Annotated in this window: 15 protein-coding genes and 1 tRNA gene; 8 read left to right on the top strand and 8 right to left on the bottom strand. The window is 74.2% G+C overall.

The features are described 5' to 3' along the window. Positions 1 to 8 precede the first annotated feature (8 nt). The 3 genes from ACLBYB_RS14055 to ACLBYB_RS14065 are packed head-to-tail and all read right to left on the bottom strand — an operon-like array spanning position 9 to position 1,661. Positions 9 to 656 (bottom strand): NADH-quinone oxidoreductase subunit C, encoded by a 648-nt coding sequence (locus ACLBYB_RS14055; protein WP_056532537.1) that lies wholly within the window; start codon positions 654 to 656, stop codon positions 9 to 11. A gap of 9 nt (positions 657 to 665) precedes the next feature. Then, complete coding sequence (locus ACLBYB_RS14060) at positions 666 to 1,253, bottom strand: NuoB/complex I 20 kDa subunit family protein (RefSeq protein WP_010686017.1); 588 nt, start codon at positions 1,251 to 1,253, stop codon at positions 666 to 668. A gap of 42 nt (positions 1,254 to 1,295) precedes the next feature. Beyond that, positions 1,296 to 1,661 carry an NADH-quinone oxidoreductase subunit A gene (locus ACLBYB_RS14065; RefSeq protein WP_007560754.1) on the bottom strand — a complete coding sequence of 122 codons (366 nt, stop codon included), beginning with the start codon at positions 1,659 to 1,661 and terminating at the stop codon, positions 1,296 to 1,298. Between the two features lie 383 nt (positions 1,662 to 2,044). Between ACLBYB_RS14065 and ACLBYB_RS14070 the strand changes: the two genes are divergently transcribed. Then, a tRNA-Asp gene (locus tag ACLBYB_RS14070) sits at positions 2,045 to 2,121 on the top strand. 101 nt (positions 2,122 to 2,222) lie between these two features. On the opposite strand, the gene ACLBYB_RS14075 is transcribed toward ACLBYB_RS14070, so the two are convergent. Together ACLBYB_RS14075 and ACLBYB_RS14080 are read right to left on the bottom strand one after the other, a co-directional pair. Next, positions 2,223 to 3,125 (bottom strand): EamA family transporter, encoded by a 903-nt coding sequence (locus ACLBYB_RS14075; RefSeq protein ID WP_447699121.1) that lies wholly within the window; start codon positions 3,123 to 3,125, stop codon positions 2,223 to 2,225. A 40-nt stretch (positions 3,126 to 3,165) separates the two neighbouring features. Continuing rightward, positions 3,166 to 3,405: a DUF1127 domain-containing protein gene (locus ACLBYB_RS14080; protein WP_447699122.1), complete on the bottom strand. Its 240-nt coding sequence runs from the start codon at positions 3,403 to 3,405 to the stop codon at positions 3,166 to 3,168. 210 nt (positions 3,406 to 3,615) lie between these two features. Between ACLBYB_RS14080 and ACLBYB_RS14085 the strand changes: the two genes are divergently transcribed. After that, entirely contained in the window at positions 3,616 to 5,007 is a 1,392-nt protein-coding gene (locus tag ACLBYB_RS14085; RefSeq protein WP_091977247.1) for an aminotransferase-like domain-containing protein, read from the top strand. A 9-nt stretch (positions 5,008 to 5,016) separates the two neighbouring features. On the opposite strand, the gene ACLBYB_RS14090 is transcribed toward ACLBYB_RS14085, so the two are convergent. Both ACLBYB_RS14090 and ACLBYB_RS14095 read right to left on the bottom strand, forming a co-directional pair. After that, on the bottom strand, positions 5,017 to 6,342 hold the full coding sequence (locus ACLBYB_RS14090) for a sensor histidine kinase (RefSeq protein ID WP_447699123.1): 1,326 nt from the start codon (positions 6,340 to 6,342) through the stop codon (positions 5,017 to 5,019). Continuing rightward, a complete protein-coding gene (locus tag ACLBYB_RS14095) occupies positions 6,342 to 7,007 on the bottom strand; it encodes a response regulator transcription factor (RefSeq protein ID WP_043381882.1) in 666 nt (221 codons plus the stop codon). The genes ACLBYB_RS14090 and ACLBYB_RS14095 overlap by 1 nt, the downstream gene beginning before the upstream one ends. 291 nt (positions 7,008 to 7,298) lie before the next feature. Between ACLBYB_RS14095 and ACLBYB_RS14100 the strand changes: the two genes are divergently transcribed. From ACLBYB_RS14100 to ACLBYB_RS14120, 5 genes are all read left to right on the top strand, one after another. Next, positions 7,299 to 7,985, top strand: a complete 687-nt coding sequence (locus ACLBYB_RS14100) for a DNA-binding protein (RefSeq protein WP_447699124.1) — start codon at positions 7,299 to 7,301, stop codon at positions 7,983 to 7,985. 25 nt (positions 7,986 to 8,010) lie between these two features. Continuing rightward, positions 8,011 to 8,388, top strand: a complete 378-nt coding sequence (locus ACLBYB_RS14105) for a hypothetical protein (protein ID WP_447699125.1) — start codon at positions 8,011 to 8,013, stop codon at positions 8,386 to 8,388. Positions 8,389 to 8,467: 79 nt separating this feature from the next. Continuing rightward, the gene (locus tag ACLBYB_RS14110) at positions 8,468 to 10,219 is read left to right on the top strand and encodes an ABC transporter ATP-binding protein (RefSeq protein ID WP_447699126.1); all 1,752 of its coding nucleotides are present in this window, start codon (positions 8,468 to 8,470) and stop codon (positions 10,217 to 10,219) included. A gap of 76 nt (positions 10,220 to 10,295) precedes the next feature. Continuing rightward, the gene (locus ACLBYB_RS14115) at positions 10,296 to 11,171 is read left to right on the top strand and encodes an aldose 1-epimerase family protein (RefSeq protein WP_447699127.1); all 876 of its coding nucleotides are present in this window, start codon (positions 10,296 to 10,298) and stop codon (positions 11,169 to 11,171) included. Positions 11,172 to 11,174: 3 nt separating this feature from the next. After that, on the top strand, positions 11,175 to 11,882 hold the full coding sequence (locus ACLBYB_RS14120; protein WP_091977256.1) for a uroporphyrinogen-III synthase: 708 nt from the start codon (positions 11,175 to 11,177) through the stop codon (positions 11,880 to 11,882). On the opposite strand, the gene ACLBYB_RS14125 is transcribed toward ACLBYB_RS14120, so the two are convergent. Further along, positions 11,879 to 12,268 carry a hypothetical protein gene (locus ACLBYB_RS14125; RefSeq protein ID WP_447699128.1) on the bottom strand — a complete coding sequence of 130 codons (390 nt, stop codon included), beginning with the start codon at positions 12,266 to 12,268 and terminating at the stop codon, positions 11,879 to 11,881. The two genes, ACLBYB_RS14120 and ACLBYB_RS14125, sit on opposite strands and share 4 nt — an antisense overlap. Between ACLBYB_RS14125 and ACLBYB_RS14130 the strand changes: the two genes are divergently transcribed. Continuing rightward, positions 12,258 to 14,171, top strand: coding sequence for a translation initiation factor 2 (locus ACLBYB_RS14130; RefSeq protein ID WP_447699129.1), 1,914 nt, complete (start codon positions 12,258 to 12,260; stop codon positions 14,169 to 14,171). The two genes, ACLBYB_RS14125 and ACLBYB_RS14130, sit on opposite strands and share 11 nt — an antisense overlap. Positions 14,172 to 14,250 lie beyond the last annotated feature (79 nt).

Consider the following 14,250-nt stretch of genomic DNA (forward strand, 5'->3'; position numbering starts at 1 on the left):
TCCGCGGCTCAAGCCGACGTCTTCTCGTCGCCGGGGAGCACGTAGTCGGTGCCTTCCCACGGGGACAAGAAGTCGAAGTTCCGGAATTCCTGCGTCAGCTGCACCGGCTCGTAGACGACCCGGGCCTGGTCCTGGTCGTAGCGGACCTCGACGAAGCCGGTGAGCGGGAAGTCCTTGCGCAGGGGGTGCCCCTCGAAGCCGTAATCGGTGAGCAGGCGGCGCAGGTCGGGATGGCCCGAGAACAGGATCCCGTAGAGGTCGTAGGTCTCGCGCTCGTACCAGTTGGCCGCCGGGAAGACCTCGATCACGGAGGGGACCGGCGTCACCTCGTCGGTCTGCACCTTCACCCGGATGCGCAGGTTATGGCGCAGGGAGAGCAGGTGGTAGACCACGTCGAAGCGCTTCTCGCGCTGCGGGTAGTCCACGCCGCATATGTCGATGAAGTTGCGGAACGCGCAGGCCGGATCGTCGCGCAGGTAGGTCAGCGCGTAGACGATGTCGGAGGCCTGGACCACCAGCGTCAGCTCGCCGAACGCGACGGTGTGGGACACGACCGCCGGGCCGAGGGCGCCGAGGACGCGCTCGGCCAGGGCCGAGACGGCGTCGTCGCCGTAGGCCGGCTGGGTGTGGGGCAGGATCGAGATGCCGTTCGTCATGGCCGCTCCTCAGCGCTCGATCGTGCCGGTCCGGCGGATCTTCTTCTGCAGCAGCAGCACGCCGTAGAGCAGCGCCTCGGCGGTGGGCGGGCAGCCGGGCACGTAGATGTCCACCGGCACCACCCGGTCGCAGCCGCGCACCACCGAGTAGGAGTAGTGGTAGTAGCCGCCGCCGTTGGCGCAGGAGCCCATGGAGATGACGTAGCGCGGCTCCGGCATCTGGTCGTAGACCTTGCGCAAAGCCGGGGCCATCTTGTTGGTGAGCGTGCCGGCGACGATCATCACGTCGGACTGGCGCGGCGAGCCGCGGGGTGCGAAGCCGAATCGCTCGCAATCGTAGCGCGGCATCGACATCTGCATCATCTCGACCGCGCAGCAGGCGAGACCGAAGGTCATCCACATCAGCGAGCCCGTGCGGGCCCAGTTGATCAGCTCGTCCGTGGTGGTGAGCAGGAAGCCCCGGTCGGCGAGCTCGTCGCTGATCGACAGGAAGGTCGGGTCGTCCGCGCCGATCGGGCGGCCGGTGTTGGGATCGATGATCCCCTTCGGCTGGGGCGCGATCGCGGGGGCGCGGTTGGTGTCGGTGATCAGGGCCATCGGCGACTCAAGAATTCTGTGCGGGCGGCGAGCGGCGGGAGATCAATCCCATTCGAGGGCGCCCTTGCGCCACTCGTAGACGAAACCGACGGTCAGCACGCCCAGGAAGACGATCATCGACCAGAAGCCGAACCAGCCCAGATCCCCGAAGGTGATCGCCCAGGGGAAGAGGAACGCGACCTCGAGGTCGAAGATGATGAACAGGATGGCGACGAGGTAGAAGCGCACGTCGAACTTCATGCGGGCGTCGTCGAACGCGTTGAAGCCGCACTCGTAGGCCGAGAGCTTCTCCGGATCGGGGCTCTTGAAGGCCACCAGGAACGGCACGACCAGGAGCGCCGTGGCGATGAACAGCGCCACGCCGATGAACACGATGAGCGGCAGGTAATCCGCCAACAATCCGGTCATGCCAGGGCCTCGCGAGACGAGTGAAACCGCGGTGCGACGCCGACCCGGATCCGCCCGTGGAATTGTTCTTATGCCAGGATGCGCGCGGCCGGAGGCTTAGTCGAGCCGCCGGCTCGTGACAATGGCTTGTCGCGTCGCACAAAGCGCGCTGTCAGCCATCCTGTCGGTCGTCCTGTCGGTCATGTCCGAGATGGGCTTGCGCGGCGCCGGCGCAACACGACGGAAGCGCGCAGGTCCGAGTCGGGGGGCTGGTATGCCTGCGGCGGCGGTCGCGGATCGAGGCGGATGCGAATCCGTGCGGGACGCGCTTGACAGGGCACCGGGCGCCCCATAAACCCCGCCCCGTCGCCGGGCGAAACGCCCCTTCGAAGCGACCACGCCGTGCGGGCGTAGCTCAGTTGGTTAGAGTGCCGGCCTGTCACGCCGGAGGTCGCGGGTTCGAGCCCCGTCGCCCGCGCCACGTCCCCCCCGATATCACCATCAGACTTCGTCTCGCGGTGCATCGTGCCGACGCGCAGTCGCGCCTGCCCGAGCGGGACGGGTGATGGCTCGACCGTGCGGTCAGGCCACCTTCGACGATTCGGGAGAAGGACCCGGTGGAGCGACCGCGCCCGGCCGCGTCCCGCGCAGGCTGAGGGCGATTCCCGTCAGGATCAGGCCTCCCCCGGCCAGGATGTCGGCGCTCAGCGGTTCGCCCAGGACGAGATGCGTGCTCAGGATGCCGGCCACCGGCACCAGCAGGGCGAAGGGGGTCACGGCAGCCGCCGGGTAGCGGGTCAGGAGCCCGTTCCAGAGGCCGAAGGCGAGGAGCGTCGTCGGGTAGGCCTGGAACGCGACCGATCCGATCGCCCCCCAGCTCGGATGCGCCAGCGCCGTGAGCGCCCCGGGCCCCTCGACGATCAGCGACAGGATGAGCAGGGGCGGCGTGGTGGCGAGGCTGCTCCAGACCATCAGCGCCAAGCGGTCGACCCGGCCGATCCGCTTCGCGACGACGTTCGCGCTGGCCCAGGACAGGGCCGCGCCGACGACGAGGATCAGCGGGCCGAGCGGGGCGCCTCCGCCCCGCCCGAGCGCCACCGCGGCGACGCCGAGGAGCGCAATGCTGCCGCCCAGGATCTGTCGTCGGCGCGGGCGCTCCCCCTGCAGCGCCCAGGCGAGCGCCACGGTGAACGGGACCTGGACCTGGATCAGGAGCGACGACAGCCCGGCCGGCATGCCGAGGCGGATCGCCGTCATGAGCAGCCCGAACTGGCCGACCCCGAGGGCGAGGCCGAACCCCGCCACCAGGGCGACGGGGGCCCGGGGCGGCCGGATCACCAGCGCCGCCGGCAGCGCCGCGAAGCCGAAGCGCAGGGCGCACAGCATCAGCGGCGGCACCGTCTCCAGGCCGACCTTGATGGCCACGAAGGCCAGCCCGAGGATCGTGACCACCAGGATTGCGGCGAGCCCGTCGCGCAGCGTCATGCGCGCACCCTACGCCGCACGCCGCCGCGTCACCACCGCATCACCAAGGCCGCACGGCCGCCCGAGCGTGGCGTCGCTCGTCGCGCCGGCCGACCAGCAGGTGGATCGCGTCGCCCGTGCCGGGCACGCAGGCATCGGCCACGTCCTGCCGCGTCAGGCCGATATCCTTCAGTTCCCGGTCCGACAGGGTCGACAGGCGCTGGAGCACGCGACGGTTCATCGCCGCCCGCGACAGGCCCGCGCGCACCTCGGCGGCGACCGTCAGCACGGGCCCGGCCATCCGGGCGAGCCATCCGCCGCGCGATCTGATCCGGGATCCGATCCGGGATCTGATCCGGGTTTCCAGGGCGGCGGTCTCTGTCAGGCACTGAGTCATGGATCCCCTCCTCCATCGTTCCGGGGCGTCGCGATCCTGGCGGGCGGGGGCTGGCGGCGACAGGAACACTTCGGTACGGTTCAGAAGAATTGTCCGGACGAAAGAGCAGTACGGATGGCGGTCGCAGTCAGAAGCCCAGGGACGCGCGTCGAGGCCGTGGTCGGCGAGATCCGCGAGCGGATCGCGGCGCGGCGGCTGGTCCCGGGCGTGCGGATCCCCTCGGTCCGGGCCTTCGCGGAGACGATGGGCGTCTCGAAATCCACCGTCGTGGAGGCCTACGAGCGCCTCGCCGCCGAGGGCGCCGTGGTGCCGCGGCCGGGCTCGGGCTTCTACGTCGCCGGCAAGACCCGGCCGCTCTCGCTCCAGGCGATGGGGCCGCGGCTCGACCGGATCGTCGACCCGCTCTGGATCACCCGTCAGGCGCAGCAGGCCGGCTCCGACCAGCTGAAGCCCGGGGCCGGCTGGCTGCCCGATTCCTGGATGCCCCACGAGGCGATCCGCCGGGGCCTGCGCCGGGTGGCCCGGGCCGACCTCGCCGAGATGACCAACTATGACCGGCCCCTGGGCTACGAGCCCCTGCGCCACCAGATCGCCCGCAAGGTCGGCGAGAAGGGCGTCGGCGCCGAGCCCGACCAGATCGTGCTGGTCGAATCGGCCACGCAGGCGCTGGACCTCGTCTGCCGGTTCCTGCTCCAGCCCGGCGACACCGTGCTGGTCGACGATCCCTGCTACTTCAACTTCCTGGCGCTGCTGCGCGCGCAGCGCGTGGCGGTGGTCGGCGTGCCGATCACGCCGGAGGGGCCGGACCTGCAGGCGCTCGCGACCCTGCTGGAGCAGCACCGGCCGCGCTTCTACCTGACCAACGCCGCCCTCCAGAACCCGACCGGGGCGAGCCTCGCGCCGACCGTTGCGCACCGGCTCCTCAAGCTGTGCGAGGCGCACGACACGCTCATCGTCGAGGACGAGATCTTCGGCGACCTCGAGCCCGAGGCCGCCCCGCGGCTCGCCGGCTTCGACGGGCTGGAGCGGGTGATCCAGATCGGCAGCTTCTCCAAGACCCTGTCGGCGGCCGCGCGCTGCGGCTGGATCGCGCTCCGGGCCGACTGGGTCGAGCCGCTGGTCGATCTCAAGCTCGCCCTCAGCCTCGGCAACGGCCACATCACGGCCGCACTGGTGCACGCGCTGATCACCGAGGGCGCCTACCGGCGGCACCTCGCCGAGACCCGCCGCCGGCTCGCCGGCGCGATGGTGCAGGCCTCCGCGGAGCTGCGCGCCTGCGGCCTCGAGACCTGGGCGCAGCCCCGGGGCGGCTTCTTCCTGTGGATGCGGCTGCCCGACGGGCGCGACGGGGCCGACGTCGCCCGCCGGGCGCTGGCCCGCGGCATGGTGCTGGCGCCCGGGACCTCGTTCAGCCTGTCGGATGCGTGGAACGGCTACATGCGCTTCAACGTGGCCCACTGCGCCGATCCGCGGATCCGGCCGATCCTCCGGGAGGCGCTGGGCTGAGGGGCTTGGTCAGGCCGGCAGCCGCAGCTCCGCCCGCAGGCCGCCGAGATCCGACCGCCCGAGGCTCAGGCCGCCGCCGTACAGCTCGGCGAGCTCCAGGGTGATCGGCAGCCCGAAGCCGTGGCCCGGCACGCCCTCGTCGAGGCGCAGGCCCCGGGCCATGACGGCGGAGGCCGCCGCCGGGTCGAGGCCGGGTCCGTCATCCTCCACGACTACGGCCACCGCGCCGTCGCGCGCCGCCGCCGAGACCCGCACGCGGCCGCGGCACCAGCGGCAGGCATTGTCCACGAGGTTGCCGAGCATCTCGTCGAGATCCTGGCCCTCGCAGGAGACCGACAGGGTCTCCGGGACGTCGAGGTCGATCGCCGCGCCCTTCTCGGCGTGGATCCGCGTCAGCGCCGCGCGCAGGTCCGACAGCCGGGGCGCCAGGGCCGTGCGGCCCCGGGCCGAGCCCGCCAGGGCCGCGGCCCGGGCGCGCCGGAGGTGATGGCGCACCCGCCGGTCCATGTCGTCCACCTGCCGGCGCAGGGCGCCGTCCGGGTCGCGGGCCGGCTCCGCGAGGGCCATCGACAGGGTGGCGAGCGGCGTCTTGAGGGCGTGGGCGAGGTTGGCGACGTGGCCGCGGGCGCGTTCCAGGTTCTGCGCGTTCTGGTCGAGGAGCGCGTTGAGTTCCGCCACCATCGGCGCGATCTCGGCCGGCTGGTCCGCCGGCACGCGCTCGCGCCGCCCTGCCCGGACCGACGCGAGGTCCGCGCGCAGGCGCGTCAGCGGCGCGAGGCCCAGGCGCACCTGGAAGGCCAGGCCCGCGAGCAGGCACAGGCCGAGGATGCCGAGCGCCAGGGCGAGGCTCGTCAGCGCCTCGCGCAGCGGCCCGCGCAGCTCCCCCTCCGGCGCCGCCACCACGATCGTTGCCGGCTCGGGCCCGGGCACGGCCAGCACGCGGGCGACGAGGGGCTCGCCGCGCGGCCCCGTGCCCGAGGCCGGGTGCGGCCGGCCCGGATCGTCGTCCGGTCCGGGATCGGACAGGCGGATGTCCCCGCCCCGCAGAGAGCCGGATCGGATCGTCTCGGCGCCGCGGCGTACCTCCCAGGCCCAGCCGGGGCCGGGCCGGTCGAAGGGCGGCGCGTCGAGACCCTGCGGGAGGATCCCGGCCTCGAGCCCGGCCCGCAGGGCGACGATCTGCGCGTCGAGCCGGCCGTCGAGCTGCCCGCGCACGAAGCGGTGCAGGATCACCCCGATGGCGAGGCCCGCCACAACCAGGGCCGCCAGCACCATCACCAGGGCCGCCGCGAGCAGCCGTGTGCGGAGCGAGCGGCGCCGCGCCGTCGCCGCCATCAGGCGGGCTCCGCGTGCAGGCGGTAGCCGTGGCCGCGCACGCTCTCGATCCGCGCCGGCGCGATCTTCCGGCGCAGGCGCGTGATGATCACCTCGACGGAGTTCGAATCGACGTCGGCGTCACCCTCGTAGACCCGCTCGATCAGGTGCAGGCGCGGCACCACGGTCTCGCGGTTCAGCATCAGGCAGGACAGGACCCGCCATTCCAGGCCGGTGAGCTTGAGCGGCAGGCCCTCGTGCTCGAAGGCGCCGAGACCCGGATCGAAGCTGAGGGGACCGCAGGTGATCCGGCTCGCGCCCCCGCCCTGGGACCGGCGCACGAGGGCGCGCAGGCGGATCACCAGCTCCTCGACGCGCACCGGCTTCACGAGGTAGTCGTCCGCCCCCGCCTTGAAGGCCGCGACCTTGTCGCTCCAGCCGTCCCGGGCGGTGAGCACCAGCACCGGCAGGGTCCGGCCGGCCCCGCGCCAGGCCCGCAGCACCGAGACGCCGTCGCCCTTCGGCAGGCCGAGATCGAGCACGACGGCGTCGTAGCCCTCGGTCTCGCCGAGATGCTGGGCGTCCTCGCCGGTGGCGGCGTGGTCGAGCACGAAGTTCTCGGCGCGCAGGACCTTGGCGACCTCCGCCGCGAGGGCGGCGTCGTCCTCCACCAGCAGGATCTTCACCGGTCTCACCTCCCCGTCTGGACCGCGGCGGCCGGCCGGTTTCGCCCGCTGCCGCCGGCACTTAGGGCCGTGGTCTCACGTCGGCTCCCGGGACGGCCGCGCGGGCGCCGACCTGTCGGCCCGCATCAACGCCCGCTGCCAAGCCTCTGAACCCGCACGGGTTCCACACGGAGCGCTCTAGGGCGGCGCGTTTAACCGGGCCTGAACCGCGCGGTTCAGACCGGATTGCCGGCGCCTCCCTAGGAAGGGGCATCGGATCGAGCCGATCCGGACCCTTCAGAGGATGAGATCATGAGCGACGACAAGACCATCGACGGGACCGCGCGGGAAGTCCGCGAGACCGAGGCCGCCAAGCCGGCGTCGCGGGCGGTGCCGCGGCGGACCTGGGTGGTGGGCGCGGTGGCGCTGCCGCTGGCCCTGGGCGCCGTCGGCCTGTCCCTGGCGCAGGGAACGCCGTTCCAGCCGACGCCGGTCGCGCCGGTGGCGATCCAGGCCCTGGTCCCCTCCGGCGCGACCGCTATCAAGGGTGAGGTCGCGGAGATCTTCGGCAACAAGTTCGTGGTGCAGGACGGGACCGGGCGGGCCCTCGTGGAGACGGGCCGCGAGGGCGAGGGCGGCGGCCTCGTCGCCAAGGGCGAGACCGTGACGGTGCAGGGTCGCTTCGAGACCGGCTTCCTGCGCGCCCGGGTCCTGACCCACGGGGACGGGCGCACGCTGCTGCTCGGGCCGGCCGGCGGCCCTCCGACCGGCAGCCTGGACTGGGCCAAGGACCGGCTCGGTCTCGGGCCGAAGCCCGACATGGCCGCCCTGACCGCCTCGCTCCAGGCGGCGGGCTACGGCGACGTGCGGGTCACGGGCCGCGGGCCGCGCCATTTCGAGGTGGCCGCGAAGGACCGGGACGGCCGCGAGCACCAGCTCCATGTCGGCTTCGACGGCCAGGTGCGGGAGCGCCCGGCGCCGGGGCTGCCGCCGCTCTGAGCCGGGCCCGGGCGGGCGGGCCCGCGTGCAACCCTTCCGCGCCTGCCGCGTCCTCCTGTCTCTCGCCGGACAGGAGGTGCGCGCCGTGGAGCCGATGAAGCCGATGAAGCCGATGGAACCCATGAAGCCCATGGAGCCGATGAAACCGATGAAGGGCGCGGAGCCCTGGTGGCCGAAGGATCTCGGCGAGCCCGCGACCAGCGGCGCGCAGAACGGGATGAGGTACGCGTTCTTCCCGGACAAGCGCCGCCTCCTCGTCGACCGCGACGGGCAGGTCTCGACCTACGACAGCGGCGACCACCGGATCGGCGGCGTCGCGCAGGCGGACGGGGCGGCCAAGACCCTGACCTTCACCGGCCAGGACGGCGAGGTCGACCTGGGCTCCCTGAAGAAGCTCGACTGAGCCCGGCGTGGACAGGCCGGGACGGCGCGCTTAAGCCCGGCCCGACCATGCGAGCCGTCCCGCCAGACCCCGCGATGCCATGCGCGCGCTGATCGACCTCGTCCGCGCCATGCGGTCGGCCGACCGGCGCCGGCTCGCCCTGATCGCCCTCGGCCTCGCGGCGGCGGCGCTGCTCGAGGTGGTGGGCGTCGCCTCGGTGATCCCGTTCCTGACGCTGGTCGGGGACCCGTCGGCGGCGACCCGGATCCCCTATCTGGCCCAGGCCCGGAGCGCCCTCGGCCTGACCGACGAGCGCGGCTTCCTGCTGGTGACCGGCGGGGCCGCGCTCGCGGCGATCCTCGTCACCGCGCTGGTGAATGCCGGGCTGACCTACGCGCAGCTCCGGTTCACGCACCTGGCCGGCTACAGCCTCAGCCGGCGGCTGCTGTTCCGGTACCTCGACCGGGAGCGGCTGTTCTTCGCGAAGGCCAACAGCGCCGAGCTCGCCAAGAACGTGCTGTCCGAGACCGACCGGCTGGTGATCGGCGCGCTGACCCCCGCCACGGTGCTCGCCTCGCGGGCGAGCTCGGCGCTCGCGGTGATCGCGTTCCTGCTGGCCTACGCGCCGCAGCTCGCGCTGATCCTGGGGGGCGGCTTCGGCGGCCTCTATGTCGGGATCTACCTGGTGATGCGCGCCCGGCTGGCCCGGCTGGGCGGCCGCACCGTCGCCGACAACGAGGCCCGCTTCCGGATCGTGCAGGAGACCTTCGGGGCGCTCACCGAGCTGAAGCTCTACGGGCGCGCGGAGGCGTTCGCGTCGCGGTTCGACGCCCCGGCCCGGGCCTACGCCCTCGCCACCGCGGCGAGCCAGCTCACCGGCCAGATGCCGCGCTTCGTCATCGAGGCCCTGGCCTTCGGCGGGGTGATCGTGGTGGTGCTGTTCGCGCTCGCCCAGGGGCTCGACGTCGCCGGCATCCTGCCGCTGCTCGGCCTGTTCGCCTTCGCGGGCTACCGCATGCTGCCGGCCTTCCAGAACATCTTCACCTCGGTGGCGCTGATGCGCTTCACCCTGCCGGCGGTGCGGGTGATCGTCGACGAGCTCGCCGACGAGCGCGAGCCCCGGCCCCGCACCGCGGAGCGGCTGCCCTTCGCGCGGGCGATCCGGCTCGAGGGCCTCGGCTTCGATTACGGCGCCGGCCGTCCGGCCCTCGCCGGAATCGACCTGACGATCCCGGTCAACGCCACGGTCGGCCTCGCCGGGCGCACCGGCTCGGGCAAGTCGACGCTGGCGGGCCTGATCCTCGGCGTGCTGGGCCCGACCGCCGGGCGGATCACCGTGGACGGCCGGGCCCTCGATGCCGACACCCTGCCCGCCTGGCAGAACCGGATCGGCTACGTCCCGCAGGAGGTGTTCCTGGTGGACGGCACGGTGGCGGAGAACATCGCGCTCGGCCTCGACGCGCCGGACCTCGCCGCCGTCGAGCGGGCGGCGCGGCTCGCCGGCGCCCACGACTTCGTCGCCGCCCTGCCGCACGGCTACGCCGAGCGGGTCGGCGAGCGCGGGGCGCGGCTGTCCGGAGGCCAGCGCCAGCGCGTCGGCATCGCCCGGGCCCTCTACCACGACCCGGACGTCATCGTCTTCGACGAAGCGACCTCGGCCCTCGACGACGAGACGCAGGCGGCCGTGATGCGGGCGCTGCGCGCCCTCTCGGGCCGGCGGACGCTGATCCTGATCGCCCACCGCCTCTCGACCCTGGAGGGCGCCGACGCGGTCCACGTCCTGGAGGCCGGCCGGATCGTCGCTTCCGGGCCGCCCGAGACGGTCCTGCCGGGGCTCGGAACGGCGGCCTGAGCAACCGCGCGCCGGGGCCTTGCGTCCGGCCCCGCCTCCGTTACCTCGGCTCACCGAGGCAGACCGGGAGAGCACCGTGACCACGCGCATCGAGCTGACCGCACCGGACGGCACCACCGCGACGCTCGCGACTGACGGGGCCGAGCCGGTCTCGTGGCGGGTCGGCGGGACCGAGTATCTCTGGAGCGGCGATCCCGAGCACTGGAACCGCCACGCGCCCTGGCTCTTCCCGGTGGTCGGCGCCTCGGCGGGCGGGCACGTGACGGTCGGGTCCGAGCGCTACCCGATGGCCCAGCACGGCTTCGCCCGGGACCTGCCCTTCGCGGTGGTCGATCGGAGCGCCGACGCGGTGACCCTGCGCCTGACCGACGGGCCCGAGACGCGGGCGCACTACCCGTTCGCGTTCCGGCTCGACATCGCCGCGCGGGTTCGCCCGGCAGGGCTCGACCTCGACGTGACCGTCGCCAATCCCGGCGCCGTCCCCCTGCCCTACGCCCTCGGCTTCCACCCGGCCTTCCCGTGGCCCTTCGCGGGCGGCACCCGCGCCCGCGACGGCGGCTACGCGGTCGCCTTCGAGGAGGCGGAGCGGCCCCTCGCCCCCCAGGTCGGCCCGGGCGGCCTGCTGCTGCGCGACGAGCAGCCGATCCCCCTCGCCGGAGACACGCTGACCCTCGATCCGGCGCTCTTCACCGAGGCCTTCGTGTTCCGGAACGCCCGCAGCCGCTGGATGCGCTTCACCGGCCCCGGACGATCGATCCGCATGGAGATGGCGGATTTCCCCCACCTGGCGGTCTGGACCAAGCCGACCGCACCCTTCCTGTCGCTTGAGTGCTGGACCGGCTACGCCGACTGGTCGGACTTCGCGGGCGACCTCGCCGCGCGCGATTCGCAGCGCCTGCTCGCCCCGGGCGCCGCGGCGCGCCACGGCGTCCGCCTGACGCTGGAGACCTAGCCCTTGCGGATCTGGGTGGCGCGGCCCGAGCCGGGAGCGACGCGGACCGGGACGGCCCTGGCCGAACTCGGCCACGCGCCGCTCGTGGCGCCCGTCCTGGCCGTGCGGCCGACCGCGGCGGCCCCGCCCATGGGACCCTTCGCCGCGCTGCTGCTGACCAGCGCCAACGCGGTTCCGGCGATCCGCGACGCGCCGGCCCTGCGCGGCCTCCCGGTCTTCGCCGTCGGCGCTCGGACGGCCGCCCTGGCCCGCGCGGCCGGTCTCGGCCCCGTCCGGGAGGGCCCCGGCGACGCCGCGGGCCTCGCCGGCTTGGTGGCGGCGACGCTGCCGCCCAGCCAGCCGCTCCTCCACGCGACGGGAGCCGAGCGCAAGCCGGAACCGGCGGCGACGCTCACGGCCGCCGGATTCCGGGTCACGGCCTTCGTGGCGTACCGGGCCGAACCGCTGGACCGCCTGCCGCCGGCGGTCGGCCGCGAACTCGCCGGGAACCGCCTCGAGGCGGCCCTTCACTATTCCCGGCGCAGCGCCGCCGTCGCCCTTGCCCTCGCGGATGGATCGGAGCACGGCGGAGCTTTCCGCCGGCTGAGGCATTACTGCCTATCGCCGGATGTTGCGGCACCCCTGGAAGCGGCCGGTGTTCCGGTCCATTTCGTCGCGGCACGCCCGCGCGAAGCGGACCTGCTCGGCGCCCTGACAGGGCGACCGGGCTAACCGCGCGGTGACAGGGAGGCCGGGCCGCCGTATCTCGCCCTCGCGCCCGGCGCCGCCGCGGTGCTAGGGGGGCGCGGCGACGCCGAAGAGTTGGAGGACTTGCCCGTGACGCCACCACCCAGCGACGCCGACAAGCCCGGCCCCGGCGGCCGGAAGCCGGACGCCGCGCCCGGCAAGCCCGGGCAGTCCAGCCCGCCCGGTGGCGCGTCCCGACCGGCCGCGACGTCGGCGTCCACAGCCTCCACGTCGGCCTCGACGTCCGCTTCCACGTCGGCCTCGATGTCGGCCTCCACCTCTTCCACCGCCGCCGGCGGCGTGCGGGGGCCGCAGGGATCCGCGTCCGGAACGCCGCCCAGGTCGGCGACCGACCCGGTCGTGACCGCCAAGCCCGGCACGACCGATCCGAAGGCCGACGCCGGCAAGCCGGTCTCCGGGACCGACGGCCTGAAGCCGTCGACCGGCCCGGCCGCCCAGTCGGCCGGTGCGAAGCCCGATCCCGTGACGGCGGGCGCCGCGTCGTCGGCCTCCGACGGCAGGACCGGAGCGTCCGCCTCGTCGTCGACGGCCTCCACCGCCGCGTCCGGGACGTCCGGCGCGAAGATCGATCCGAAGGCCGCGCAGCCCGGAGCCGGAACGCAGGGCGGTCCCCGTCCGGGCGGACCCGCACCCGGCGCCGCGGGCCCGGCGGCGGCCAGCGCGGTGACGGCCGGCCCGATCATCGACCTGAAGGCCAAGCGCATCCCGGATCCGCCGGCCGCCGGCAAGGAGCCGGGCAAGGACGCTTCCAAGGACGCTTCCAGGGATACTTCCAAGGACGCCTCCAGGGACGGCAAGGAGCCGCCGAAGGGCCCGATCCCCGCGGTGGCCGCCGTCGATCCCGGCAGGAGCGCCGCCGCGCCCACCGGCCGGGCCCGGGCCGGGTTCGGCTCGCTCGCGGCCGCGGGGCTGCTCGGCGGCGTAATCGGCGCCGGCCTGCTGTTCGGCGCCGAGAAGGCCGGGATCGGTCCCGACCCGCGCCTGAGCGCCCTGGACCAGAGGCTCTCCAGCCAGCTCGCGTCCCTCGACAAGCGTCTCGACGGGCTGGCCCCGCGCGACGCCGTGACGGCGCTCGACAAGCGCGTCGCCGCCGCCGAGGCGAGCGCCAAGCAGGCCCTGGACAAGTCCGGTGCGGTGCCCACGTCCACCGCCGACGGGCAAGCGGCCGGTCAGGCCCCCGCCGTGCCGCCGGATCTCGTCGCCCGCCTCGACAGCCTCGACCAGCGCGTCGCGGCCCTGCAGGAGGAGCCGGGTCAGGAGCCCGGTCGCGACCAGCCGGCCGATTCGAAGCTCGGCGTGGTCCAGGACAACGCGAAGCAGATCGCCGACCTCGAGACCCGCCTGAAGGCGGTGGAGGATGGCGGCGCCAACAAGGGCGCGGCCGAGGAGGCCGCCCGGAAGGTCGCGGCGCTGCAGAGCGAGGTGGAGCAGAAGACCAAGGCGAACGCCGAGGCCGACGCGGCCCTGGGGCAGCGCCTCGACGCGCTGCAGCAGGCCGTCGACGCGCGGGTGAAGGCCGCGACCGAGGCGGTCCAGGCGGCGACCCAGGCGAGCCGCACCGCCGCCGAGGCCGGACAGGCCCAGGCCGCGGAGGCCGCGAAGGCGGTCGACCGGCGGCTGCAGGAGCAGGCCGACCAGATCGCCGCCCTGGACAAGAGCGTCGCGCAGCGCGCCGAGGCCAGCACCGTCCAGGCGGCGCTCCGGGTCGTCGTCGCCGACCGCGTGGCGGCCGCCCTGGAATCCGGGACGAGCTACGCCGAGCCGCTCGCGACCCTGCGCAAGCTCGATCCGGGGACCGACGCGCAGGCCAAGGCCCTGGCGCCCTTCGCCGACGGCGGTGCTCCCTCGGCGGGGGATCTTGCCGACACGTTCCGGCCGATCGCCGAGCGGATCGCGGCCAAGCGGCAGGCGCAGCGGGCCAAGAGCGCGGCCGAGACCGGCGATTTCCGAACCAAGCTCCTCAGCATGGCCGACGGTCTCGTGCAGATCCGCAAGGCGGACGCACCCGCTCCCGAGGCCGCGGACGATCCGGAGAGCAAGGTCCAGGCGGCCCTCGACCGCGGCGACCTGCCGGCGGCCTCGGCGGCCTTCGCGGCGCTCCCGGCCGAGGCCCGGGAGCAGGCCGGGGATTTCGGCGCCAAGCTCAAGGCCCGGGCCGAGGCCGAGCAGGCCGTGCGCGCGCTGCTCGACGGCGCCTTCAAGGCCCTGCCGGTCGGCGCCGCCCAGCCGGCCCAGGCCGCCCCCGGGCGCTAGGCCGGTGAGGGCCCCGATCCGCGCGCTGCGCGGCCGCACCATCTCCGAGCGGGCGCGCAGGCGCCCCGCTCCTCCCGCA

The organism is Methylobacterium sp. D54C, assembly GCF_053345595.1.

Excerpts from the sequence above, each read along its gene's own strand:
- ACLBYB_RS14055 (WP_056532537.1), bottom strand. The coding sequence starts at position 656 with ATGACGAACGGCATCTCGATCCTGCCCCACACCCAGCCGGCCTACGGC.
- ACLBYB_RS14060 (WP_010686017.1), bottom strand. The coding sequence starts at position 1,253 with ATGGCCCTGATCACCGACACCAACCGCGCCCCCGCGATCGCGCCCCAG.
- ACLBYB_RS14065 (WP_007560754.1), bottom strand. The coding sequence starts at position 1,661 with ATGACCGGATTGTTGGCGGATTACCTGCCGCTCATCGTGTTCATCGGC.
- ACLBYB_RS14075 (WP_447699121.1), bottom strand. The coding sequence starts at position 3,125 with ATGACGCTGCGCGACGGGCTCGCCGCAATCCTGGTGGTCACGATCCTC.
- ACLBYB_RS14080 (WP_447699122.1), bottom strand. The coding sequence starts at position 3,405 with ATGGCCGGGCCCGTGCTGACGGTCGCCGCCGAGGTGCGCGCGGGCCTG.
- ACLBYB_RS14085 (WP_091977247.1), top strand. The coding sequence starts at position 3,616 with ATGGCGGTCGCAGTCAGAAGCCCAGGGACGCGCGTCGAGGCCGTGGTC.
- ACLBYB_RS14090 (WP_447699123.1), bottom strand. The coding sequence starts at position 6,342 with ATGGCGGCGACGGCGCGGCGCCGCTCGCTCCGCACACGGCTGCTCGCG.
- ACLBYB_RS14100 (WP_447699124.1), top strand. The coding sequence starts at position 7,299 with ATGAGCGACGACAAGACCATCGACGGGACCGCGCGGGAAGTCCGCGAG.
- ACLBYB_RS14110 (WP_447699126.1), top strand. The coding sequence starts at position 8,468 with ATGCGCGCGCTGATCGACCTCGTCCGCGCCATGCGGTCGGCCGACCGG.